This is a genomic window from Bradyrhizobium sp. B097 (genome assembly GCF_038957035.1).
Taxonomy (GTDB): domain Bacteria; phylum Pseudomonadota; class Alphaproteobacteria; order Rhizobiales; family Xanthobacteraceae; genus Bradyrhizobium.
The window spans coordinates 8,692,621-8,714,473 of sequence record NZ_CP152412.1; the positions used below are offsets into that span (position 1 = coordinate 8,692,621).

Sequence of the window (21,853 nt, forward strand, 5' to 3'; positions counted from 1 at the left end):
GCACGGCCCGGCCGTCGACCCTTCGAGGGAAAAAGCGGCCACCTCAGGGTGACGGTGTGAGAGTTGCAGCGAGTGGCCTCCCCACGCCGTCGTCCTGGCGAAAGCCAGGACCCATAACCACCGAATTCGATTGAGAGTGCGATAGTGGCCCCAGCGTCACACAACAACAAGCAGTTGGGGTAATGGGTCCTGGCTTTCGCCAGGACGACGGTGAATACGGAGAGAGATTCGATTGCGCGGCACGGGCCCCTAATGCACCGTGCCCGACGCCTGCGGTGCGGCTTGCGGGGCGGGCGCCTTGCCCTTCTTCGCCTTGCGCCAGTTCTCGAAATTCTGCACCACGACGAAGAACGCCGGCACGAACAGCACCGCGAGGCAGGTCGAGGCGATCATGCCCGAGAACACGGTGATGCCGATCGATTTGCGGGCGCTGGCGCCGGCGCCGGTCGCGAGCACCAGCGGCAGCACGCCGAGGATGAAGGCTAACGACGTCATCAGGATCGGCCGGAACCGGGCGCGCGCCGCGTCGATCGCCGACTCCAGCACCGGCTTGCCGTCGCGCACATGGTGCTCGAGCGCGACCTCCACGATCAGGATCGCGTTCTTGGCCGACAGCGCGATCAGCAGGATGGTGCCGATCTGGGTGTAGAGATTGTTCTCGATCCGAAGCGACGTCAGCACCAGCATGGGCCCGAGCAGCGACAGCGGCACCGCCAGGATCACCGAGATCGGTGCGTACCAGCTCTCATATTGTCCGGCGAGCACGAGATAGACCAGCAGCAGCGCCAGCGCGAACACGAGGTAGATCTGGCTGCCGACCTCCTTCTCCTGGTACGACATCGCCGTCCACTCATAGCCGGTCCCCGCCGGCAGCGTCTTCGCGGCTATCTCCTCCATCAGCGTCATCGACTGGCCGGAGCTGTAGCCCTGCGACGGCAGGCCGATGATGGTCGCGGACGGATAGAGGTTGTAGAGACTGATCAGCGACGGTCCGACCGACGGCGTGATCTTCGCCACGGTGCCGAGCGGGACCATGTCGCCATTGCTGTTGCGCACCATCATGTTCTCGATGTCGCGCAGCGTCAGGCGGTATTGCGCATCGGCCTGGGTGTAGACCTGGAAGGTGCGGCCGAACTTGGTGAACTGGTTGACGTAGCTCGCGCCGAGATAGGACGACAGCGTCGAGAAGATCTGGTCGGTGGTGACATGCAGCGTCTCGGTCTTGACGCGGTCGACCTGGACGTCGAACTGCGGCACCATCGAGCGGAACGACGACTGCACCCGCTGCAGCGCGCTTTGGGTCTGCGCATTGCCGACGACGGCGCCGGTGACCGCCTGCAGCTTGCCGTAATCGGCGTTGCCGTCACGGAGCTGCACCTGCATGGCAAAGCCGGCGGCATTGCCGATGCCCTGGATCGGCGGCGGCGGGATCACCAGGATCCGCGCTTCCGGAATCACCGCAAGCTTGTCGTTGAGGCCGTAGACCAGCGAGCGCAGGTCCTCGCCGGGGCCGCGCGCGCCCCAATCCTTCAGGATCACATAGGCGACGCCGGCATTGGCGAGGCTCGACGAGTTGTCGAGCGCGGAGATGCCGGCGATCGCGACCACCTGCTCGACGCCCGGTGTCTTGCGGGCGATCTCGGTGACCTGATCGAGCACCCGCTGGGTGCGATCGATCGCGGCGCCGTCGGGCAACTGCACCGCGGCCAGCAGGTAGCCCTGGTCCTCGATCGGAATGAAGCCGGTCGGCACCCGCGACAGCCCGTAGCCGGCAATTCCGATCAGGACCAGCGCGACGAGGACCGAGGTCTTGGCGTGGCCGGCAATGCCGCCGATCATCCGGGTGTAGCCGCGCTCTACCCGGTCATAGACCGCGTTGAAGCCGCGATAGAAGAAGTTTCGCTGCGCCAGTGGCACCGGCGGGCGCAGCCATAGCGCGCATTGCGTCGGCTTCAAGGTCGCGGCATTGACGGCGCTGAGCAGCGCGGTCGCCGCGATCACCAGGGCGAATTGCGCGTACATCCGGCCGGTCAGCCCCGGCAGGAAGGCCGCCGGCAGGAACACCGAGATCAGTACCAGCGTGATGCCGACGATCGGCGCGAACAATTCGTCCATCGCCTTGATCGCGGCATCGTGCCCGGACATGCCGCGCTCGATATTGTGCGCGGCGCCTTCGACCACCACGATGGCGTCGTCGACCACGATGCCGATCGCCAGCACGATCGCAAACAGCGTCGACAGATTGATGGTGAAGCCGAGCGCGGCCATCGCCGCGAACGCACCGATGATGGTGACCGGCACCGTGGTCGCAGGCACCAGCATCGCCCGCCAGTCCTGCAGGAACACCAGGATCACGACCAGCACCAGCAGGCCGGCCTCGATCAGCGTCCGATAGACCTCGTCGATCGAGGCCTGGACGAATTTGGTGGTGTCGAACGGCGTGTCGTATTTGATGTCCTGCGGGAACTGCCTGGCGAGCTGCGCCACCTTCTTCTGCACTTCCTTCTCGACCTGCAGCGCGTTGGCGCCGGGCGACAGGAATACGCCGATGCCGGTGGCCGGCTTCTGGTTGAGCGAGAACACCTGGCTGTAGGTCTGCGCGCCGAGCTCGACCGAGCCGAGATCGCGGACGCGGATGACGTCGCCGACATTGCCGGTCTTGACGATGATGTTCTCGAACTGGCTCGCATCGTCGAGCCGGCCATTGACGTTCAGCGTGTACTGGAACGCCTGCCCCTGCGGCGCGGGCGGCGCGCCGACCTGGCCCGCGGTGACCTGCTGGCTCTGCTGCTGGATCGCCTGGATGACGTCCTGCGGCATCAGCCCGCGCGCCTGCAGCTTGTTCGGATCGAGCCACACCCGCATCGAATACTGCCCGGCGCCGAACACCGTGACGTTGCCGACACCCGGCAGGCGCGACAGCTCGTCGCGAATGTTGATGGTGGCATAGTTCGACAGGAACAGGCTGTCGTAGGTCTTGTTCGGCGAGGTCAGCGTCACGAACAGCAGGATCGAGGTCGACCGCTTCTGCACCGTGACGCCCTGGTTCTGCACCGCGGTCGGCAGCTGCGACAGTGCCGAGGAGACGCGGTTCTGCACCAGCACCTGCGCGAAGTTGAGGTCGGTGCCGATCTTGAAGGTCACCGTCAGCGTGTAGGTGCCGTCGGCGCCGCTGTAGGACTGCATGTAGAGCATGTCCTCGACGCCGTTGACCTGCTGCTCGATCGGCAGCGCCACGGTGTCGATCACGGTTTTTGCCGACGCGCCGGGATAGCGTGTCGTCACCTGGACCGTCGGCGGCACCACATCGGGATATTGCGCGACCGCAAGATTGAACAGTGCGACGCCGCCGATCAGGATCATCAGGATCGCGATGACGTTGGAAAGGACCGGCCGCTCGATGAAGAATTTCGAGATCATGGCGCGCCCCTCACTTGGCCGGCGCCGGCGTCGCGTCGCCCTTCTGCATCTGCGGATCGACCTTCTGCCCCGGGATCGCGCGCAACAATCCGGCGGTCACGACGCGGTCGTCGGCCTTCAGCCCGCTCTCGATGACGCGCAGCCCCTCGTCGAGCTGACCGGTCGTCACCTTGCGCTGCTCGACCACATTGTCGGCATTGACCACCAGCACGTAGCGGCCGGCCTGGTCGCTGCCGATCGCAACGTCAGGCACCAGCAGCGCATTGTCCTGCTTGTCGATCGGCACGCGAACGCGGACATAGAAGCCGGGCAGCAGTACGCGATCCGGATTGGGCACCAGGCCGCGGACGGCAAGCGTTCCGGTCGACTGATTGACGGTCGGCGAGATGTAATCAAGCTTGCCCTTGTGCGGAAAGCCGGTTTCGGTCTGCAAACCGACCTCGACCGGCAACTGCCTGAGCTCGTTGACCGTCATGCCGCGACGGCGCGCTTCATCCCGCACCCGCTGCACGTCCTGTTCGTTGACGTTGAAATTCACATAGATCGGGTCGAGCTGCACGATGGTCGCAAGCTGGGTGGGCGAGGCCACGCCGACCAGTTCACCGACCGAGACCAGATGATTGCTGACGATGCCGTCGAACGGTGCGGCCACATTTGTGTAGCCGTAATTGACCGCGGCGATCTTGGTGTTGACCTGGGCCTGCTGCAGGCTGGCCTGGGCGTTGTCCCGCGCCGAGGTCGAGCTATCCAGCGTCGACTGCGAGACCGCCTGGCGCTGCACCAGATCGGTTTGCCGCTTGAAGTCGGCCTCGGCCTGCTTCAGCGTCGCCTGCGAACCGACCTCCGCGGCCTGCGCCTGCTCCAGCTTCAGCTTGTAGGTCTCGGGCTCGATCGTGAACAGGGTGGTCCCCTGCTTCACCGGCGAGCCGTCCTGATAGTTGATCGCCTGCAGAAAGCCCTGCACGCGCGCGACCAGATCGACGGTCTTGATCGGCGCGGTGTTTCCGGTGGCGTCCAGATAGCGCGTGATGGCGCGCTGCACCGGCGGCGCGACCTCAACCTTGGGCGGCGGCGGCGCAACAAAACTGTTTTGCTCGCAGGCACTTAAACTGACAAAGGCCGCTACGACGAAGGCGATACGCACAAGCGGCGCATTTCGCAGCCGCACAAAATCGCTCTGACTGAAATGTGCCGACGCGCGCGCATGCCTCATTTCCGAGCCTCAATCCAAATGACTTAAGTCAAAGATGTCGAAGCGAGCAAAAAAATCAGCCGGCCTCTTCCATAGCAACAATCCGCTTGCGGCGGAACTCGAAAGCGAAAATGATGCCGCTCGCGAAGGTTGTTAGAGCAAAACTTTTTCAGACTCCGTTCAGTTGAGCCGGAGGCTTCCGGCGCGACGAGAGGATTTATTCAAATGATCAACGCGTTGACACGTGCAACGAGGCTCTCCGCATGGCTCGCGCTTGCGGCACTGATGAGCACCGCACCAGCCTTGTCGCAGGCGCCGACCCAGGCGCAGCGCGACGCCATCAAGTCGCAATGCCGCAACGATTACATCGCACACTGCTCCAGCGTTGCGCCCGGCGGCGAAGCGTCACTGCAATGCCTGCAGAAGAACATGGCGAGCCTTGCGCCCGGCTGCGCCAGCGCCGTGAAGGCCGTGGAAGCACCGGCCGCCGCGCCCGCAGCAGCCAAGACCGACGCGGCTCCGGCGGCGACGGCGGCCAAGCCCGCGGAGACGGCGGCACCGAAGGCCGCGGCAGCAAAGCCAAGCAGCGCACAGATCTCCGCGATCCGCAGCGCGTGCCGCGCCGATTATCCCAAGGTCTGCGCGGGCGTGCCGACCGGCGGTGCGCCGGCGCTGCAGTGCCTCGAGAAGAACAAGGAGAAGCTTTCGCCGGCCTGCGAGAAGGCCGTGGCGGCCGCCGGCGGCGGTGGCGCCGCGGGTGCCACGACAACGGCAGCACCGGCCGCGGCTCCGGCGGCAGCGCCGTCGGTAATCGCGTTGCGGCCGTTGCGGCCGCGCGAGGAGATTTTCGTGCTGCGTTCGGCCTGCGGCGCCGACGTCCGCTCGATCTGCGGCGGTGTGCAGCCGGGCGGCGGGCGGATCGTGCAATGCCTGGCGACCAATGCCGGCTCGCTGTCGCCGGCGTGCCGCGACGTGCTGGCGCCGTTCGCGGCGCGGTGATCCCTGTTGTCACACGACTGATCGGAAAAGGGAGCGACCGATGCTGCGTCTCGTCCTGACCGCCGTTCTGCTTTGCGGCTCAACCGCCGTCTACGCCCAGGAGCTGACATCGGCGCAACGCGACGCCTGCATGGGCGACTATCAGAAGTTCTGCAAAAGCGTGACGCCCGGCGGCGGGCGCATCATCGCCTGTCTTGCCAAGGAGAGCGACAAGCTGACGCCCGCCTGCAAGAAAGTGTTGGCGGCAGCGGAAAAGAAATAGCCGCGCAGGCGGTGAGACGACAGGTGCCCGGCGATTTGCCGGGCACGGAGCCGCAGCACCTTGTTGTCACCGACAGGCCAACCAACCTCACTCCGGGAGAGGGAATATCATGCGCTCATTATTGCTGATCGCTGCGGCCCTGCTGTCCTTTGCCGCGACCATGACCTTCGAGTCCTCCGATGCCAACGCCGTGGTGTGCGGGCGCGGCCCCTATCGTGCCGGATGCGCGAGCACGCGCGGCGCGGTGGTCGTCCGCAAGCCCGTGGTCGCCGGCTGCCGCTGGGTTTGGGTCGGCGGGGTCAAGGTCCGCCGCTGCTACTGAGGTTAGATCGGACGTGACCGCGAGCAGGCTGCGCCCCCTCTCCCGCTTGCGGGGGAGGGTTGGGGTGGGGGTATCGCAGCGAACGGCTCTGTTCATTGTGTGGAGAGAGCCCCCACCCGCCGCAAGCGGGAGAGGTGCAGCTTGCCCTGTCGCGACACCGCTTCGATCCGGCTCGCTGAGCTACTAGAGCCAGCACTCGGACGCATTTTCCCTCTGGCGTTCCCGCCAGAGGGCGATTAGGCTGGACCCAAATTGTAAGTACACTGTCAATCTGGGAGGCAGACGTTGCGGATCGCCGTGATTGGCGGAGGGCCCGGCGGGCTCTATTTCGCCTATCTCTGGAAAAAGCGTCATCCCGACGCCGAGATCGATCTGTTCGAGCAGAACGCCGCCGACGCCACCTGGGGCTTCGGCGTGGTGTTCTCCGAACAGGCGCTGGAGTTCCTGCGCGCCGACGACCCCGAGACGGTCGACGCCATCGCGCCGCGGATGGAGAGCTGGAAGAACATCACGCTCAATCTGCGCGGCGAGAGCGTCGAGATCGACGGCGTCGGGTTCTCCTCGATCGGCCGGCTGGCGCTGCTGACGATCCTGCAGCAGCGCGTGCGCAGCACTGGCGTCACGCCGCGCTTCGACACCGTGGTGCAATCGGTCGACCAACTGAGGGGTTACGACCTGATCGTCGCCGCTGACGGGCTGAACTCGATGGTCCGCCGCGATTTTGAGGCCGCATTCGGCGCGTCGGTCTCGCATTCGACCAACAAATTCGCCTGGTACGGCACCACCAAGACCTTCGCGACACTGTCGCAGACCTTCGTGGCGACCGACGTGGGCTGCTTCAACGCCCATCACTATCGCTATGCAAAGGACATGAGCACCTTCCTGGTCGAGTGCGACGCGGCGACCTGGGCGGCTTATGGCTTTGCCGACAAGACGATCGAGGAATCGCAGGTGATCTGCGAACAGGTGTTCGCCGCGACCTTGGATGGTCACAAGCTGATCTCGAACAAATCGGTGTGGCGCAATTTCCCGTGGATCTGGAACGAGCGCTGGTCGCACGGCAACATGGTGCTGATCGGCGACGCGCTGCATTCGGCGCATTTTTCGATCGGCTCCGGCACCCGGCTGGCAATCGAGGATGCGATCGCGCTGACCAAGGCGCTGGAGTCCGAAAGCAGCATCGCCGCTGCGCTTGCCCGCTATGAGAGCGAGCGCAAGCCGATCGTGAAGAAGCTCGTCACCGCGGCGCGGACCAGCGCCGACTGGTACGAGCATTTCCCCGCGCACATGAAGCACGACCTGATGGATTTCGCCTACAGCTACATCACCCGCTCCGGCCGGATCGACGACGCGCGGCTGCGCGCCATGTCGCCGGCCTTCATGGCCCGCTTTGAGGCCGCAAAGGGACGCTCATGACTGGGATCGCCGACCTGGTTCCGCAGGACAATCCCGGTGCGCGCGAGATCGGCTTTGCGATCCCCGAGCGCTACAATGCGAGCCGCATCCTGTTCGACAATCTCGGCAACGGCAATGCAGACCGCCTGGCGCTGACCGGCCCCGCCGGCACGCGAACCTATCGCGAGCTCTGCAATGATGCCGCACGCTGGGGCCACGCCTTCCATTCGCTTGGACTGAAACGCGGCGATCGCGTGTTGCTGTTCCTCGACGACACCCCGGCCTATCCGGCGGCATTCTTCGGCGCGGTGCGCGCCGGTTTCGTACCGCTGCTCATCAATACGCTGACGACGCCGGAGCTCCTGCAATTCTATCTGTCTGATGCCGGCGCGCAGGTCGCCGTCACCGACGCCGAATTCTGTTCGCGCTTCAACGCCGAGGCCTGCAAGGACACGCCGCTGCGCACGCTGGTCGTGGTCAATGGCACGGGCACCGGGCATGCCGTCGCGGAAACGCGCAACGCCGGCGACTGGCTGCATGCGTTTCCGACCGAGCTCGACTCGGCCGATACCCACCGCAACGAGATGGCGTTCTGGATGTATTCGTCCGGATCGACCGGCCGTCCCAAGGGCATCGTGCATCTGCAGCACGACATGGCCTATAGCGAGCTCGCCTTTGCCCGCAACGTGCTGAAGCTTCAGCCCGGCGACATCTGCTTCTCGGTGCCGAAGATCTTCTTCGCCTATGGTTTCGGCAATTCGATCACGTTTCCCTTTTCGGTCGGCGCCGCGACGCTGCTGCTGCCGGGCCAGCCGAAGCCCGCCGCGATCTTCGCGGCCATCGCGCAGTACCGGCCGACCGTGTTCTTCGGCCTGCCGACACTCTACATCACCCTGACCAAGGCCGAGGGCGCCGAGCAAGCCGATTTCTCCTCGCTGCGGATGGCGGTCTCGGCCGCCGAGGTGCTGTCGGCCGATGTGTTCAACGGCTGGAAGCGGCTCACCGGGCTCGAGATCATCGAAGGGCTCGGCTCGACCGAGGTGCTGCACGTCTATCTCAGCAACCGCGCGGAGCAGAAGAAGCTCGGCGCCGCGGGCCTGCGCGTGCCCGGCTACGAGATCATGCTGCGCGACAGCGACGGCCGCGAGGTCGGCGACAATGAGGAAGGCATTTTGTGGGTGCGCGGCGATTCCGCGACGCCGCTGTACTGGAACCGGCCGGACAAGACCGCCGAGACCGTGCGCGAGGACGGCTGGATCTACACCGGCGACCGCTTCATGCGCGACAGCGACGGCTTTCACTTCTTCCGCGGCCGCGCCGACGATCTGATCAAGATCTCCGGCCAGTGGGTCTATCCGCTGGAGGTCGAGCTGTGCCTTGCCGATCATCCCGATGTCCGCGAATGCGCCGTCTACGCCGCCGCATTGCCTGATCGACGCATGACGCTGCGGGCCGTGGTGGTGATGAACAAGGCCGGCTTCGACACCGATGAAGCGACGCGGCGGCTTCAGGATTACGTCAAGACAAAGCTGTTGCCGTACAAGTATCCGCGCGAGGTAAAATTCATCGACGAGCTGCCGAAGACCGGCACCGGCAAGATCGATCGCCAGGCGGTGATGCGGATGTGACAGCCACACACTCGCCGTCGTCCCTGCGAAAGCAGGGACCCATAACCACGAATGTCTGTGGCGCGAAGGCTGGGGCCCCAGCCTGCCATCACAACAGCCATCGGTGGTTATGGGTCCCGGATCGCGCTCGCTCCGCTTGCTTGTCCGGGACGACGATAGTTAGCTGTCCCGCCATCCAGCCATGCTTTCGCTGTCGTCCCTGCGAAAGCAGGGACCCATAACCACGAATGTCTGTGGCGCGAAGGCTGGGGTCCCAGCCTGCCATAACAACAGCCATCGGTGGTTATGGGTCCCGGATCGCGCTCGCTCCGCTTGCTTGTCCGGGACGAAGAGTAGTTAGCTGTCCCGCCATCAGCCATACATTCGGTGTCGTCCCGGCGAAGGCCGGACGTGCCCCTGCAATCGTCTCGCCCGGGGCTTTCCCCTCTCCCCACCCTCCCCCGCAAGGCGGGAGGGAGCCTAACCTGCGTGCTCACCTCACTTGCTTGCATTTGCGATCGTGAATGCGTGCCAACGCGGCGTAAGGTAGGCACTCGCGGAAGGGTTCCCTCCCCCCTTGCGGGGGAGGGTTAGGGAGAGGGGTATCGCACGGGTGGTATCTCCAATGTGCGGACTAACCGCCCAGCCCCGTCCCGCCATACAGCCACGCGATATCGTCGCACCACTCGGCTTGCGACTTCGCGCTCATGATCGCGTTGCGGATGCGGGCGTGGTCGCCGGCGGGATGGTAGACGTGCTCGCCGATCGCGCGTGACATCAATTGCACGCGCGCGGTGCGCGGGAAGCGTTGCGCGCGGTAGGCTTCCAGCGCAGCCGCATGATCGTCGTGATTGGCCAGCATGTGCGACAGGCACACCGCGTCCTCCATCGCCTGGCAGGCGCCTTGCGCGAAATATTGCAGCATCGGGTGCGCGGCGTCGCCGAGCAGCACCGCGCGGCCGTCGATCCAGCGCTCGGTGGGGTCGCGGTCGCACAGCACCCAAAGCTTCCAGTTGGTGCCGTGGCGGATGATGGTCTGTGCCCGCTCATGGACGTGGGTGAAGCCCCTCATCACCTCGTCCTCGGAGACCGGCTTGCCGGCGACCGGCTCCGGCGCATCGTTGTGATAGGTGACGACGAGGTTGAACACCTTCCAGCCCGAGAGCGGATAATGCACGATGTGGCATTTCGGGCCGGCCCACAGCGTGGCCGCGTTCCAACGCAGATCTTCCGGCATCTGCTCAGTGGGAATCACGGAACGATAAGTAGTGTGGCCGGAGACGCGCGGCGGGCCATCCGCCGTCACCTGCTTGCGGATGTTGGACCACAACCCGTCGGCGCCGATCAGCAGGCGTCCGGTGATGCGCTCGCCACTGGCGAGCTTTGCGGTCACCGACGAACCATCCTGCTCATAACCTGTCACTTCGCTGGACACACGCAGTTCGATCAGCTCATGGCTCTGGCAGGCGCGCAGGAACACGCCGTGCAGGTCGCCGCGATGCACCACCGCATAGGGATTGCCGAACCGCGCGCGAAAGGCGTCGCCGAGATCGATATGGGTGATCTCATCGGCGGTCAGCGCATCCATCAGCCGGAGCTGATCGATATAGACCGCCATGTTGCGCGCGGCTTCGCCGACGCCGAGATAGTCGAAGGCGTGGAACGCGTTCGGCCCAAGCTGGATGCCGGCGCCGATCTCGCCGAGCGCGGAGGCCTTTTCCAGCAGGATCGAGCGAATGCCCTTCTGCGCGAGGCCAAGCGCCACGGCGAGACCGCCGATGCCGCCGCCCGCGATCAGGACCGGCTTGCCCTCCGCCATCAGCCGGACCTCCCCAGATGTTCGAGCGCATCCTCGGCGCGCAGCGGCACGCGCGACGCCTCGTTGTTGAGGTCGACAAGTTGGGTCAAGAGCGCCAGCAGCGTCTTGCGGTCGGCCGGCTTCAGCGGCTGCAGCATCCGCGCCTGCGCCTTGTCGACCGAGGGCATGATGTCGTTGAGGACCGCGGCGCCGGCCTTGGTGAGGTAGAGCAGCTTGACGCGCTTGTCCTCCGGCGCCGGCTTGCGGACGATGTATTCCTTGGCCTGCAAGCGCTCGATCACATTGCCGAGCGTGGAGCGGTCGAACGCGATCACCGCCGAAAGCCGGGTGGCATCGATGCCAGGATGGGTGGAGATCGTGACCAGCGCGGCGTATTGCACCGGCGTCAGGTCGAACGCCTTGCACTCCTCGATGAACAGCGCGACCGCGATCTGCTGCATCCGGCGGAACAGATAGCCGGGCGCGGTGTAGACCGCGTCCATGGTGACGGGCGTCGGCTTGCTACTCGGCATCGGGCTGCTTGTCCGGGGCGGCGTCGGCGAACGCCTTGACTTGTTTGGCCGTGGCCTCGGCCTTGAGCAGGCGCGGATAGGCCGACACGTCGACGCCGAAGCGCCGTGCATTGGCGAGCTGCGGCACCAGGCAGAGATCGGCGAGCGTCGGCACATCGCCGAAGCAGAATGGCCCGGCCTCCCCGGCGATCAAGGTCTCGCAGGCCGCCAGGCCCTCGCGATTGGCCCAGGCCGCCCATTCGGTCACCTGCTCCTCGGGCAGGCCGAGCTTGCGCAGCCGCGCCAGCACTTTCAAATTCTGTACCGGGTGGGTGTCGCAGGCGATCGCCTGCGCGAACGCGCGCACCTTGGCGCGCCGCAGCGGATCCTTCGGCAGCAGCGGCGGATTGGGATGGGTCTCGTCGAGCCATTCGATGATCGCGAGCGACTGGGTGAGGATCGCGCCGGCATCGCTCTCCAGGGTCGGCACCAGCCCCTGCGGATTGATCGCGAGATAGGCCGGCGCGCATTGCTCGCCCTTGCGCAGATGATGCGGCAGATGCTCTGAGGTCAGCCCCTTCAGATTGAGGGCGATCCGGACCCGGTAGGACGCGCTGCTCCGGAAATAGCCATGCAGCTTCATCGGAACCTCCCTTGCATCATTCTGGTTTTGACGCGGTTCTTCACACAAACCGGCATCCACTTCGCTCGAAAACGCTATGGCTTGATTGATTGACGCTAGCCATATTGTGAGTATACTGTCAAATAATTGAACCGACAAGAATGATGATGGGAGGCTTGCCATGGAAGCCGTGCAGAAGACCCCCGAGCGCGAGGCGTTCTACAAGAAGATCGACGGCCAAAACCTGTCGGCGCTGTGGAACGTGATGAACGATCTGATCACGCCGGAGCCGAAGAGCGCCTGCCGTCCGCATCTGTGGAAGTTCGACCAGATCCGCGATTACATGAACGAGGCCGGCAGGCTGATCACGGCCAAGGAAGCCGAGCGCCGCGTGCTGGTGCTGGAAAATCCCGGCCTCCGCGGCCAGTCCAAGATCACGACCTCGCTGTTCGCCGGCGTGCAGATGGTGGTGCCAGGCGACATCGCGCCCGCCCATCGCCACGCCCAGTCCGCGCTGCGCTTCGTGCTCGAGGGCAAGGGCGCCTTCACCGCCGTCGACGGCGAGCGCACCGCGATGGCGCCGGGCGATTTCGTCATCACGCCGTCGATGACCTGGCACGACCATTCCAACGAAACCAGTGAGCCGATGTTCTGGCTCGACGGGCTCGACATCCCGATGGTGCAGTTCTTCGACTGCTCGTTTGCCGAAGGCGCCAAGGAGGATCAGCAGTCGATCTCGAAGCCAGCCGGCGCCAGCTTCGCGCGCTACGGCCACAACCTGCTGCCGATCGACCAGAAGCGGACCTCGAAGACCTCGCCGATCTTCAACTACCCCTATGAATACACCCGCGAGGCGCTGGAGAAGGCCCGGGCCGGCAACGAATGGGATGCCTGCCACGGCCTCAAGCTGAAATTCTCCAATCCCGAGACCGGCGATTTCGCGATGCCTACCATCGGCACCTTCATCCAGCTGCTGCCGAAGGGTTTCAAGACCGCGCGCTATCGGTCAACCGATGCGACCGTGTTCGCCGCGATCGAGGGCAAGGGCCGCACCCGGGTCGGCGACCAGATTTTCGAGTGGGGACCGCGCGACCTGTTCGTGGTGCCGAGCTGGCACTGGGTCACCCATGAGGCCGATGCCGACTCCGTGCTGTTCTCGTTCTCCGACCGCCCGGTGCAACAGAAGCTCGACCTGTTCCGCGAGGACAGGGGGAACGCGTAACAGGCACTGCAAGGTGTAATGCTGTCGTCCCGGGCAAGCGAAGCGCGACCCGGGACCCATAACCACAGGGTTTTGTCGTTCGAGGTGCTGGAGCCCCAGCCTCTTCTAACAACGACATCCTGTGGTTATGGGTCCCTGCTTTCGCAGGGACGACACCGAGTGTGTGGTGAACAGCGTGGCCTTCACCGCCAGTGCAGCAGCCGCGTCTCCAGCAGGTTGATCAGTCTCCCCACCGCGAGCCCGAACAGCGACAGGATCACGACGCCGGCGAGCAGCTGATCGGTCTGCATCAGATTGCCGGCCTGCAGCACGAAGGCGCCGATGCCGTATTGCGCGCCGATCATCTCGGCGCTGACGACGAGCAATAGTGCGACCGACGCGGTGATGCGGAAGCCGGCGAGGATCGAGGGCAACGCGCCCGGCCAGATCACGCGGCGCACGATGGCGTGGAACGGCACGTTGAAGCTCTGCGCCATCCGGATCAGATTGCGCGGCACCGCATCGACGCCGCTATAGACCGAGATCGCGGTCGAGAAGAACACCCCGAGCGCAATGGTCGCGATCTTCGGCTCCTCGCCGATCCCGAGCCACAGGATGAGCAGCGGCAGCAGCGCGATCTTCGGAATCGGGAACAGCGCCGAGATGAAGGTGATGCCGACGCCGCGCGCCATGGTCGACAGCCCGATCGCGAAGCCGACAACGACGCCCGCTGCCGTGCCGATGATCCAGCCGGTGCCGATCCGCATGATCGACCACGACAAATGCTGCCACAGCGCCCCCGATATCGCGAGTTTATAGATCGCAACCGCGATCGCCGACGGCGCCGGCAGGAACAGCGGATTGACCAACCCTGCGCTGCCGGCAAGCTGCCAGACCGCGATGACCAGCGCGAGCGCGATCCAGCCGGCATAGCGGCTGCCGCCGGGCGTGAAGCCGGCGCCGCGAAACGCGACCGGCCGCGTCGCTTCCGCCGATTGGTCGTTCGTCTCCTGCGGGGAGCGGTCAAGCATGCTGGACCTCGCGCTCGGCATCGATCGCTTCTTTCCGAATGAGCGACCACAATTCGCCCTGCAAGGCGGCCAACTGCGCGCGGGCATCCGGTGCGCCGCGCTCGGCGCGCGTCATCGGGATGGTCACGATCTCCCTGATGCGGCCGGGGCGGCGCGACAGCACCACGACGCGGTCGGCGAGCCGCACCGCTTCCTCGAGATTATGCGTGACATAGACCGCGCCCATCGCGCCGTCGGCGAGCAGGCCGACGAAATCCTCCATCAGGAGCTCGCGGGTCTGCGAATCCAGCGCCGACAGCGGCTCGTCCATCAGCAGGATCGCCGGGCGAACCGCCAGCGCACGCGCGATGCCGACGCGCTGGCGCATGCCGCCGGATAGCTGCTTCGGGTAGGCCGCGCGAAAGTCCGACAACCCGGTGCGGCGCAGCGCGTCGTCGATCACGGCGCGGCGCTCGCCGGCGCTCAAGGCCGCGTGCAGCAGCGGAAACGCGACGTTCTCCTCGACCGTATTCCACGGCAGCAACGCAAAATCCTGGAACACGAAAGTCAACGGATTGAGGCTGCCGGCCGGCGGCATCCCGCGCAGCTCGGCCGCGCCCGCGGTTGGCCGCAGCAGACCGCCGAGGATCGACAGCAGCGTGCTCTTGCCGCAGCCGGACGGCCCGACGATGGCGACGATCTCGCCGGCCGAGACCTGGAAGGAGACATCGTCGAGCACGTCGAGTGCACCGAAGCGATGGCTGATACGGTCGGCGATCAGGTCCATGTTGTTACAGCCTCACTGCCAAACCCGTCACCCTGAGGAGCCGCGCAGCGGCGTCTCGAAGGGTCGACGGCCCGGATGTATCTCGGCCGTCCACCCTTCGAGGCTCGCTGCGCTCGCACCTCAGGATGACGGGTCGGAAGTGATGCGCGGCGCTGCATGATCAATCCGCCTTCACATAATCCTTGGCGATGATCGTGCCGGCGTCGAAGCCCTTGTCCACAAAACCCTGCCCTTGCAGCCATTTGATCTGGTTGTCGACATTCTTCACGTCGAGCTTGCCGTCGGGATCGACATAGGCGCAGTTACCCACCACCTGCTCGACCGGCAGATTGGTGAATTTGGCGATGATCTCGAGCAGCGGTTTTGTTTTCTCGTTGATCGGCACCACGCCATCCTTGATCGCGGTCAGAATCACGTCGTGATATTCGTGGTCGGCGCGGGTGAGCGCGGTGAGCAGCCTGGTCACCAACGCGGCGTTGGTCAGCGTCTTCGGCGAGGCGAAGATCGCCCCCAACTGCCACGGCGTCTCGTCGCCGACCCAGCCGAGGAATTTCGCGCCGTTGGAATCCATCAGCGTCCGCGCGGTCGAGACCGGCAACAGCGCGGCATCGACGGTTTCGCCCTTCAGCGCGGCGGCGGCGTTCGACAGCGATTGCAGCGGCACAATCTTCACGTCGGACAGCTTGAAGCCGTATTTGTCGGCGAGCAGGCCGAGCGAATAGTGGAAGCTGGAGCCGACCTGGGTCACCGCGACGCGCTTGCCGGCCAGATCCTTCGGGGTCTTGAGGCCGGCCGCATAGGCATTGTTGCTGGCGAAATAGCCGATCAGCGGATAGCCGGCCTTCTCGCGGCTCATGCCGCCGATCACCTTGAGAGTGCCCTTGCCGGCGAGATTGTAGAGCCCGGCGGTGAAAGCCGTGATGCCGAAATCGACATCGCCCGACGTGGTCGCAACCGCGATCGGCTGCGCCGCGTCAAAGAACTTCAGCTCGACATCGAGCCCGGCGTCGCGGAAATAGCCCTTGTCCTGCGCGATGAACACCGGCGCAGAGGACGACAGACGCAACACACCAACCTTCGCCTTCAGGAGATCATCGGCCCGCGCGATGCCGCTCGCGGCCCACACCAGGAGACCCGCGAGTGCGAGCCGCGCCCAACCCTTCATTGCCGTCCTCCGCTTACAATCCCTCAGGCACGGCCTGATCGCGCCCGATGAACGCGCCCTGCGCCGCGAGCTGTTGTTGCAACTTTTCGACGGAAATGTCGCGCGGAATCGTATTGCCGGACAGCGCCAGCGCGGCCGCGGTTCCCGCCGCCTCGCCCATCACAAAGCAGGCACCGGAGACGCGCGCCGCCGATTGCCCTTCATGGGTCATCGAGGCGCAGCGACCGGCGACCAGGAGATTATCGACGCCATCAGGCACCAGCATGCGATACGGCAACTCGTTGTAGCCGCGGCTTTGCGGGATCGGCGGAAACTCGAAGATCACATCGCCCGGCACGTGGGATTCCTTCGGCCAGCCATTGACGCCGATCGAGTCGTCGAACGAGGCGCAGCCCAGCACATCCTCGCCGGACAGCATGTAGCCGCCGATCACGCGCCGCGTCTCGCGGATGCCGAGCTGCGGCGGCAGATCGACGATGTAGGAATTCTCGAAGCCGGGCACCGTGCGCAGGAACTTGAACGCCTCGACCGCCTGGCGGCGGCCCTCGATCTCACCGCGCGTCATGTCGTCGGGATCGATGCCGGAGATGGCGCCGCCATCGCTTCGCGTCACCTGGGTGAAATTCACCCGCCATTCGATCTGCGATTTCTGCGGCCGCACGATCGCGGACTTGCGCGGGAATTTGTGCGTGCCGGCGGCCTCGGCCTCCGCCATCAGCGCCGGGATCGTGCGCCACGCATCGCCGGCTTTCGCCGGATCGATGCCGTTGAGGCGGAACATCATCGAGGGATAGAGCATGCCGCCTTGGTTGTCGCCGACCTCATAGGGCGCGCCGGCCCATACCGCGAGGTCGCCGTCCCCGGAGCAGTCGATGAAGATGCCGGCCCGCACGGCTTGCCGGCCGGCCTTGGTCTCCACCATCAGCGCGCGGATGTGCGCGCCGTCCATGACGACGCCGGCGCCGAGCGCGTGGAACAGGATATCGACCTTGTGATGCGCCAAGAGATCGTCCGCCGCGATCTTGTACGCCGCGGTGTCATAGGCCTGCGCAAGGATCTTGCCGAGGATCAGATGCGGCGCGTTCAAGCCGCCGAGCCGGTCGATCCGCGCCAAGAGGTCGGAGGCGATGCCCTGCACCACCCGGTGCATCTCGCCGAAGATGTTGGCGTGCAGCCCGCAGAAATTCGTGACGCCCGCCGCGGTGCCCATGCCGCCGAGAAAGCCGTAGCGCTCGATCAGCAGGGTCCGCCGTCCGGCGCGCGCCGCGCCGACGGCTGCCGCGATGCCGGCCGGACCGCCGCCAAGCACCACCACGTCATATTCGCCATAGACCGGGACCTGCCGCGCAGGCTCTTCGATCGTGCTCATCAGCATCATTTCCGCCCTGAACAAAGTTGATTGGGCGAACTATGAATTGATGCGGATTGCAGTACAATCCACCAAATTATGTAATCAGCTTTCGCGAATCGAGAAAGGCAAGGGAGGAGAAAAGAGCGGATGGACACGCTGGTCAACCTCGAAGCCTTCCTCGCCACCGCCGACGCCGGCGGCTTCTCCGCCGCGGCACGCAAGCTCAACGTCGCAACGTCGGTCGTTGCCAAGCGCGTCACCCAGCTCGAGGAACGGATCGGCACCGCGCTGTTCCACCGCTCGACCCGCCAATTACGGCTGACCGAGGCCGGGCAGCAATATGTCCACCGCGCCCGCGGCGTCGTTGCCGATGTCGGCGATCTCTTGTCGCGGATGGGCGAGAAGCAGCGCGATCTCACCGATCATCTGCGCGTCAAGGCGCCGACCTCGCTGACGGTGGCGCGGCTCGCCGATGCCTTCACGGTGTTCCAGAAGCAGAACCGAAGCGTGAAGCTCGAGATCGTGATGATCGACCGCCCGGTCGATCCGGTGACCGAAGGCTTTGACATCGCGATCGGCGCCTTCCCGCATTCCTTTGGCGGTGTCGTCGACGAGCCGCTGTGCCGGCTGCCGCGGCTGTTGTGCGCCTCGTCAGCGTATCTGAAGAAGCACGGCACGCCGAAGCATCCACGCGACCTGGTCGATCATCGCTGCCTCAGCTTCCTGCCGACCGGACCGGAATGGCCGTTCGAGGGACCGCGCGGCCGCATCAATGTCCAGGTGCGCCCGATTCTCTCGTCGAACGAGGGCCGCGTGCTGACGCAAAGCGCGATCGCCGGCAACGGCATCGCGCTGCTGTCGCACTATCTGGTCGCGGATGCGCTGCGCGACGGTGCGTTGCAGCCGATCCTCGCCGAGTTTCCGATCCCGGAACTATGGGTGAAGGCCGCCGTTCCCGAGCGCCGCATCAATGCCGCCGCGGTGCAGGCACTGCTGAAGACATTGAAAAAGTCGCTGTCGCAATCGCTTTGACACGGCGGCAGTCTTGCCCCCTGCACGCCGACCTGAGACAAGGACGGATAAGGATCGCCCGCTTTGAAACTCCTGATGTCAGTGTCGCTTGGCCTGATCCTCGCCGCTGGGCCCGCGGCGGCGATCGAGACCTGCCGGTTCATCGAGGCCAAGCCGGAACGCGAGGCCTGCTACCATCGCCAGGAGCAGGAGCTGGCGGCCAAGCGCAAGCCCGAGCCGCCGATCACCCAGTCGAGCGAATCCAGGACATTCGATTCGCTGCAGCAGATGCGCCGCGACGACGAAGAGGTCTATCGCAGCATGCACGGCATCTGCCGCGGTTGTTGAGCAGCACGGCGAAGCGAGGCCTATGCTCCGCCGCCACCCCAGCGGCCCGCGCGCTTCTCGGCAAAGGATGCGAGCCCTTCGGCCGCCTCGGCAGTCTGCCGCTTCGCCGAGTGCAGATGGACGAGGCGCTTGTAGGCCTCATCGTCGACGGCCATGCCGCCGAACGAGCTCTCCATCGCCAGCTTCTTGGTCTCGGCCATCGCATCCGGCGCATTGCCGAGTAACTGCTCCACGACCTTGGCGCCGGCGCTTTCGAGATCGGCCAGCGGCACCACCTCGTGCACGAGGCCGATGCGGCGGGCGTCCTCGGCACCGAAACGCTCGCCGGTCAGCGCGTAGCGGCGCACCTGGCGGACGCCGATCGCATCGCAAAGCTGCGGGATGATGATCGCGGCGGTCAGGCCCCAGCGCACCTCGGTGATCGAGAACAGCGCGTTATCGGCCGCGATCACGATATCGCAGGCCGAGATCACGCCGGTGCCGCCGCCGAAACAGCCGCCCTGCACCAGCGCCACCGTCGGGACCGGCAGTGTGTTGAAACGCTGCACCGCCTCGAAGGTGGCGCGCGACGCCGCCTCGTTCTCCTCCAAAGATTTCGGCCGCACGCCGTTGATCCATTTCAGGTCGGCGCCGGCCTGAAAATGCTTGCCGTTGCCGTTCAACACGACGACGCGCACCGGCTTGGTCGAGAGATCGTCGATCGCGGCCAGCACGCCCGCAATCAGCGCGCCGTCATAGGCGTTGTTGACCTCGGGGCGATTCAGCGTGACGGTCGCGACCCCGCGCGCATCGAGGCTCCACAGGACTGGGCTGGCCGACATGACGTTCTCCCTCGTTCGGCATTGCTCTTGTCCGGCCACTATGGCGAGAGGAGCTGGCTTGATCCATCACTTTCGAGCAGGCGCGGCCGCGCCGCATGCATGGCGGGTTGCGCAATGCCCTGCGCTTGTGGAAACTGACGCGGCACGTTGCAAGGACTTGTTCCACCCATGCGTATTTGCATTTTCGGCGCGGGCGCCGTCGGCAGCCATTTTGCCGTCCGGCTGGCACGCGCCGGCCACGATGTGTCCTGCGTGATGCGCGGGCCGCATCTCGACGCGGTCAAATCCGGAGGCTTGACGCTGAAGGTCGGCGACAGCAGCGTCACCGCGCAGGTGAAGGCGTCGGCCGATCCGACCGATCTGGGGCCGCAGCACGTCGTCATCAGCACGCTGAAGGCCACCGGCGTCGGCGCGCTCGCAACCGGGCTCTTGCCGCTGCTTGAACGCGACACCGCAATCGTGTTCGCGCAAAACGGCATTCCCTGGTGGTACGATCTCGGCCTGCCGCCGCGGCATCCCGCGATTCCCGATCTTGGCTTCCTCGATCCCGGCGGACGGCTGCGCGACGCCATCCCGAAAGAACGGATCATCGGCGGCGTGATCTTCTCCTCCAATGAAGTGATCGCGCCCGGGGTAGTGGCGAACCTGTCGCCGGACCGCAACCGCCTCTTGATCGGCGAATGCGACGATCGCCGCAGCGAGCGCATCGCCACTCTGCGTGCGGCGCTCAATGACGCCGCGATCGAATCGCCCGAGGTCACGGAGATCCGCGAGACGATCTGGTCGAAGCTATTGACCAACATGTCGATGTCGGTGCTCTGCCTGTTGACGGGCCTGACCGCGCGCGGCGTCCGCGACGATCCCGACATGCAGGACGTGATCCCGCGCCTGCTCGACGAGGCCAATGCGGTGGCGACGCACTACATTGCCGCGGTCAAGCGCGTCACTCGCAGCGGCCCGGCGCCCGACCACAAGCCGTCGATCCTGCAGGACTACGAGCTCGGCCGCGCCATGGAGATCGACGTGCTGGTGCGCGCACCGGCGGCGTTTGCGCGCGCGGCCGGCCTTCCGACCCCGATGCTCGACCTGATAGCCGCGCTCGCGATCCAGAAGGCACGTGACAAGGGGCTCTATCAGAGCTGACAATCCGCCCCACGACGCTAACAAGCAGGGATATCGAACCATGCAAGTCAAGGACAAGGTCTGCATCGTCACCGGCGGCGCGAGCGGGATCGGCGAGGCGGTGGCGCGGGCCTATGCCGACGCCGGCGCCCGCGGCGTCGTGGTCGCCGATCTCAAGACCTCGCGCGACCGGCTCGCGAGCGTCGCCGGCGACATCGACGGGCTTGCGGTCACCGCCGATGTCGGGCTCGAGGAGGACGTCAAGGCGTTGATCGCCGCGGCCGAGGACAAATATGGCCCGGTCGACGTGTTCTTCTCCAATGCCGGGCTGTCGCGCAAGGGACAGGAATCCGCGTCCGATGCCGACTGGGATGTGAGCTGGCGCGTGCATGTGATGAGTCACGTATTCGCGGCGCGCGCGCTGGTGCCCGGCATGCTCGCGCGCGGCTCCGGCTATCTGCTCAATACGGCGTCCGCGGCGGGGCTATTGGCCTCGCTGAACTCGATGCCTTATGGCGTGACCAAGAACGCCGCGGTTGCGCTCGCCGAACATCTCGCCATCCAGTATGGCGATCGCGGCATCCGCGTCTCCGTGCTCTGCCCGCAATCGGTGCAGACGGGGATGACCACGCCGGGCCCGAGCGCGGCGCGCGTCGACGGCGTGCTGCAGCCCGGCGAAGTGGCACGGATGGTGATCGAGGCGATGGCCGAGGAACGCTTCCTGATACTCTCGCATCCCCAGGTGCAGGAATACATGCAGCGCAAGGCCACCAATCGCGAGCGCTGGCTGGCCGGCATGCGCCGCCTGCGCGACCGGATCTATGGCGGCGCGGCGTCGCAGTGAAATTGCGGTCATTGCGAGGAGCGATAGCGACGAAGCAATCGATGTCTCGGCATGCGGCGCCATG

20 protein-coding genes are annotated in these 21,853 nt (G+C 65.5%); 10 read left to right on the plus strand and 10 right to left on the minus strand.

The genetic code is table 11. The annotated features are described in order from the left end of the window. Nucleotides 1-249: 249 nt before the first annotated feature. Together AAFG07_RS40035 and AAFG07_RS40040 are read right to left on the minus strand one after the other, a co-directional pair. Nucleotides 250-3,420 (minus strand): multidrug efflux RND transporter permease subunit, encoded by a 3,171-nt coding sequence (locus tag AAFG07_RS40035; RefSeq protein ID WP_342725062.1) that lies wholly within the window; start codon nt 3,418-3,420, stop codon nt 250-252. A 10-nt stretch (nt 3,421-3,430) separates the two neighbouring features. Next, nucleotides 3,431-4,588, minus strand: a complete 1,158-nt coding sequence (locus tag AAFG07_RS40040) for an efflux RND transporter periplasmic adaptor subunit (RefSeq protein ID WP_342725063.1) — start codon at nt 4,586-4,588, stop codon at nt 3,431-3,433. 249 nt (nt 4,589-4,837) lie between these two features. Here AAFG07_RS40040 and AAFG07_RS40045 point away from each other — a divergent pair, with 249 nt between their 5' ends. From AAFG07_RS40045 to AAFG07_RS40065, 5 genes are all read left to right on the plus strand, one after another. Then, nucleotides 4,838-5,611, plus strand: coding sequence for a cysteine rich repeat-containing protein (locus AAFG07_RS40045; protein WP_342725064.1), 774 nt, complete (start codon nt 4,838-4,840; stop codon nt 5,609-5,611). Nucleotides 5,612-5,651: 40 nt separating this feature from the next. Beyond that, nucleotides 5,652-5,873, plus strand: a complete 222-nt coding sequence (locus AAFG07_RS40050; protein WP_092119845.1) for a cysteine rich repeat-containing protein — start codon at nt 5,652-5,654, stop codon at nt 5,871-5,873. Nucleotides 5,874-5,982: 109 nt separating this feature from the next. Continuing rightward, the gene (locus AAFG07_RS40055) at nt 5,983-6,195 is read left to right on the plus strand and encodes a hypothetical protein (protein WP_097671005.1); all 213 of its coding nucleotides are present in this window, start codon (nt 5,983-5,985) and stop codon (nt 6,193-6,195) included. A gap of 285 nt (nt 6,196-6,480) precedes the next feature. After that, nucleotides 6,481-7,611 (plus strand): FAD-dependent monooxygenase, encoded by a 1,131-nt coding sequence (locus AAFG07_RS40060; RefSeq protein WP_342725065.1) that lies wholly within the window; start codon nt 6,481-6,483, stop codon nt 7,609-7,611. Further along, nucleotides 7,608-9,218: a benzoate-CoA ligase family protein gene (locus tag AAFG07_RS40065; protein WP_342725066.1), complete on the plus strand. Its 1,611-nt coding sequence runs from the start codon at nt 7,608-7,610 to the stop codon at nt 9,216-9,218. Before AAFG07_RS40060 ends, AAFG07_RS40065 begins: the two co-directional genes overlap by 4 nt. A 613-nt stretch (nt 9,219-9,831) precedes the next feature. On the opposite strand, the gene AAFG07_RS40070 is transcribed toward AAFG07_RS40065, so the two are convergent. The 3 genes from AAFG07_RS40070 to maiA are packed head-to-tail and all read right to left on the minus strand — an operon-like array spanning nt 9,832 to nt 12,150. After that, complete coding sequence (locus AAFG07_RS40070) at nt 9,832-11,016, minus strand: 3-hydroxybenzoate 6-monooxygenase (protein WP_342725067.1); 1,185 nt, start codon at nt 11,014-11,016, stop codon at nt 9,832-9,834. Then, the gene (locus AAFG07_RS40075; RefSeq protein ID WP_342708967.1) at nt 11,016-11,528 is read right to left on the minus strand and encodes a MarR family transcriptional regulator; all 513 of its coding nucleotides are present in this window, start codon (nt 11,526-11,528) and stop codon (nt 11,016-11,018) included. Before AAFG07_RS40075 ends, AAFG07_RS40070 begins: the two co-directional genes overlap by 1 nt. Then, entirely contained in the window at nt 11,518-12,150 is a 633-nt protein-coding gene (gene maiA / locus AAFG07_RS40080; RefSeq protein WP_342725068.1) for a maleylacetoacetate isomerase, read from the minus strand. The genes AAFG07_RS40075 and maiA overlap by 11 nt, the downstream gene beginning before the upstream one ends. 160 nt (nt 12,151-12,310) lie before the next feature. On the opposite strand from maiA, the gene gtdA reads away from it, so the two are divergent. Beyond that, a complete protein-coding gene (gene gtdA, locus AAFG07_RS40085) occupies nt 12,311-13,351 on the plus strand; it encodes a gentisate 1,2-dioxygenase (protein WP_342725069.1) in 1,041 nt (346 codons plus the stop codon). Nucleotides 13,352-13,533: 182 nt separating this feature from the next. Here gtdA and AAFG07_RS40090 read toward each other — a convergent pair whose 3' ends face one another. From AAFG07_RS40090 to AAFG07_RS40105, 4 genes are all read right to left on the minus strand, one after another. After that, the gene (locus AAFG07_RS40090) at nt 13,534-14,361 is read right to left on the minus strand and encodes an ABC transporter permease (protein WP_342725070.1); all 828 of its coding nucleotides are present in this window, start codon (nt 14,359-14,361) and stop codon (nt 13,534-13,536) included. Further along, a complete protein-coding gene (locus AAFG07_RS40095; RefSeq protein ID WP_342725071.1) occupies nt 14,354-15,127 on the minus strand; it encodes an ABC transporter ATP-binding protein in 774 nt (257 codons plus the stop codon). Before AAFG07_RS40095 ends, AAFG07_RS40090 begins: the two co-directional genes overlap by 8 nt. A 160-nt stretch (nt 15,128-15,287) precedes the next feature. Then, the gene (locus AAFG07_RS40100) at nt 15,288-16,292 is read right to left on the minus strand and encodes an ABC transporter substrate-binding protein (protein WP_342725072.1); all 1,005 of its coding nucleotides are present in this window, start codon (nt 16,290-16,292) and stop codon (nt 15,288-15,290) included. 13 nt (nt 16,293-16,305) lie between these two features. Beyond that, nucleotides 16,306-17,667, minus strand: coding sequence for an FAD-dependent oxidoreductase (locus AAFG07_RS40105; RefSeq protein WP_342725073.1), 1,362 nt, complete (start codon nt 17,665-17,667; stop codon nt 16,306-16,308). A 123-nt stretch (nt 17,668-17,790) separates the two neighbouring features. Here AAFG07_RS40105 and AAFG07_RS40110 point away from each other — a divergent pair, with 123 nt between their 5' ends. Beyond that, nucleotides 17,791-18,675 (plus strand): LysR family transcriptional regulator, encoded by an 885-nt coding sequence (locus AAFG07_RS40110; protein ID WP_342725074.1) that lies wholly within the window; start codon nt 17,791-17,793, stop codon nt 18,673-18,675. Nucleotides 18,676-18,750: 75 nt separating this feature from the next. Next, complete coding sequence (locus tag AAFG07_RS40115) at nt 18,751-19,002, plus strand: hypothetical protein (RefSeq protein WP_342725075.1); 252 nt, start codon at nt 18,751-18,753, stop codon at nt 19,000-19,002. A 20-nt stretch (nt 19,003-19,022) separates the two neighbouring features. Here AAFG07_RS40115 and AAFG07_RS40120 read toward each other — a convergent pair whose 3' ends face one another. Then, a complete protein-coding gene (locus AAFG07_RS40120) occupies nt 19,023-19,823 on the minus strand; it encodes an enoyl-CoA hydratase-related protein (RefSeq protein ID WP_342725076.1) in 801 nt (266 codons plus the stop codon). Between the two features lie 168 nt (nt 19,824-19,991). Between AAFG07_RS40120 and AAFG07_RS40125 the strand changes: the two genes are divergently transcribed. Together AAFG07_RS40125 and AAFG07_RS40130 are read left to right on the plus strand one after the other, a co-directional pair. Further along, nucleotides 19,992-20,966, plus strand: a complete 975-nt coding sequence (locus AAFG07_RS40125) for a ketopantoate reductase family protein (protein ID WP_342725077.1) — start codon at nt 19,992-19,994, stop codon at nt 20,964-20,966. 40 nt (nt 20,967-21,006) lie between these two features. Next, nucleotides 21,007-21,789 (plus strand): SDR family oxidoreductase, encoded by a 783-nt coding sequence (locus tag AAFG07_RS40130; protein ID WP_342725078.1) that lies wholly within the window; start codon nt 21,007-21,009, stop codon nt 21,787-21,789. The last annotated feature ends 64 nt before the right edge of the window (nt 21,790-21,853 follow it).

What these genes read in the sequence shown, in the direction of transcription:
- AAFG07_RS40035 (WP_342725062.1), bottom strand. Translation starts at nt 3,420, where the DNA reads ATGATCTCGAAATTCTTCATCGAGCGGCCGGTCCTTTCCAACGTCATC.
- AAFG07_RS40045 (WP_342725064.1), top strand. Translation starts at nt 4,838, where the DNA reads ATGATCAACGCGTTGACACGTGCAACGAGGCTCTCCGCATGGCTCGCG.
- AAFG07_RS40050 (WP_092119845.1), top strand. Translation starts at nt 5,652, where the DNA reads ATGCTGCGTCTCGTCCTGACCGCCGTTCTGCTTTGCGGCTCAACCGCC.
- AAFG07_RS40055 (WP_097671005.1), top strand. Translation starts at nt 5,983, where the DNA reads ATGCGCTCATTATTGCTGATCGCTGCGGCCCTGCTGTCCTTTGCCGCG.
- AAFG07_RS40065 (WP_342725066.1), top strand. Translation starts at nt 7,608, where the DNA reads ATGACTGGGATCGCCGACCTGGTTCCGCAGGACAATCCCGGTGCGCGC.
- AAFG07_RS40070 (WP_342725067.1), bottom strand. Translation starts at nt 11,016, where the DNA reads ATGGCGGAGGGCAAGCCGGTCCTGATCGCGGGCGGCGGCATCGGCGGT.
- AAFG07_RS40075 (WP_342708967.1), bottom strand. Translation starts at nt 11,528, where the DNA reads ATGCCGAGTAGCAAGCCGACGCCCGTCACCATGGACGCGGTCTACACC.
- maiA (WP_342725068.1), bottom strand. Translation starts at nt 12,150, where the DNA reads ATGAAGCTGCATGGCTATTTCCGGAGCAGCGCGTCCTACCGGGTCCGG.
- gtdA (WP_342725069.1), top strand. Translation starts at nt 12,311, where the DNA reads ATGGAAGCCGTGCAGAAGACCCCCGAGCGCGAGGCGTTCTACAAGAAG.
- AAFG07_RS40090 (WP_342725070.1), bottom strand. Translation starts at nt 14,361, where the DNA reads ATGCTTGACCGCTCCCCGCAGGAGACGAACGACCAATCGGCGGAAGCG.
- AAFG07_RS40095 (WP_342725071.1), bottom strand. Translation starts at nt 15,127, where the DNA reads ATGGACCTGATCGCCGACCGTATCAGCCATCGCTTCGGTGCACTCGAC.
- AAFG07_RS40100 (WP_342725072.1), bottom strand. Translation starts at nt 16,292, where the DNA reads ATGAAGGGTTGGGCGCGGCTCGCACTCGCGGGTCTCCTGGTGTGGGCC.
- AAFG07_RS40105 (WP_342725073.1), bottom strand. Translation starts at nt 17,667, where the DNA reads ATGCTGATGAGCACGATCGAAGAGCCTGCGCGGCAGGTCCCGGTCTAT.
- AAFG07_RS40110 (WP_342725074.1), top strand. Translation starts at nt 17,791, where the DNA reads ATGGACACGCTGGTCAACCTCGAAGCCTTCCTCGCCACCGCCGACGCC.
- AAFG07_RS40115 (WP_342725075.1), top strand. Translation starts at nt 18,751, where the DNA reads ATGTCAGTGTCGCTTGGCCTGATCCTCGCCGCTGGGCCCGCGGCGGCG.
- AAFG07_RS40120 (WP_342725076.1), bottom strand. Translation starts at nt 19,823, where the DNA reads ATGTCGGCCAGCCCAGTCCTGTGGAGCCTCGATGCGCGCGGGGTCGCG.
- AAFG07_RS40125 (WP_342725077.1), top strand. Translation starts at nt 19,992, where the DNA reads ATGCGTATTTGCATTTTCGGCGCGGGCGCCGTCGGCAGCCATTTTGCC.
- AAFG07_RS40130 (WP_342725078.1), top strand. Translation starts at nt 21,007, where the DNA reads ATGCAAGTCAAGGACAAGGTCTGCATCGTCACCGGCGGCGCGAGCGGG.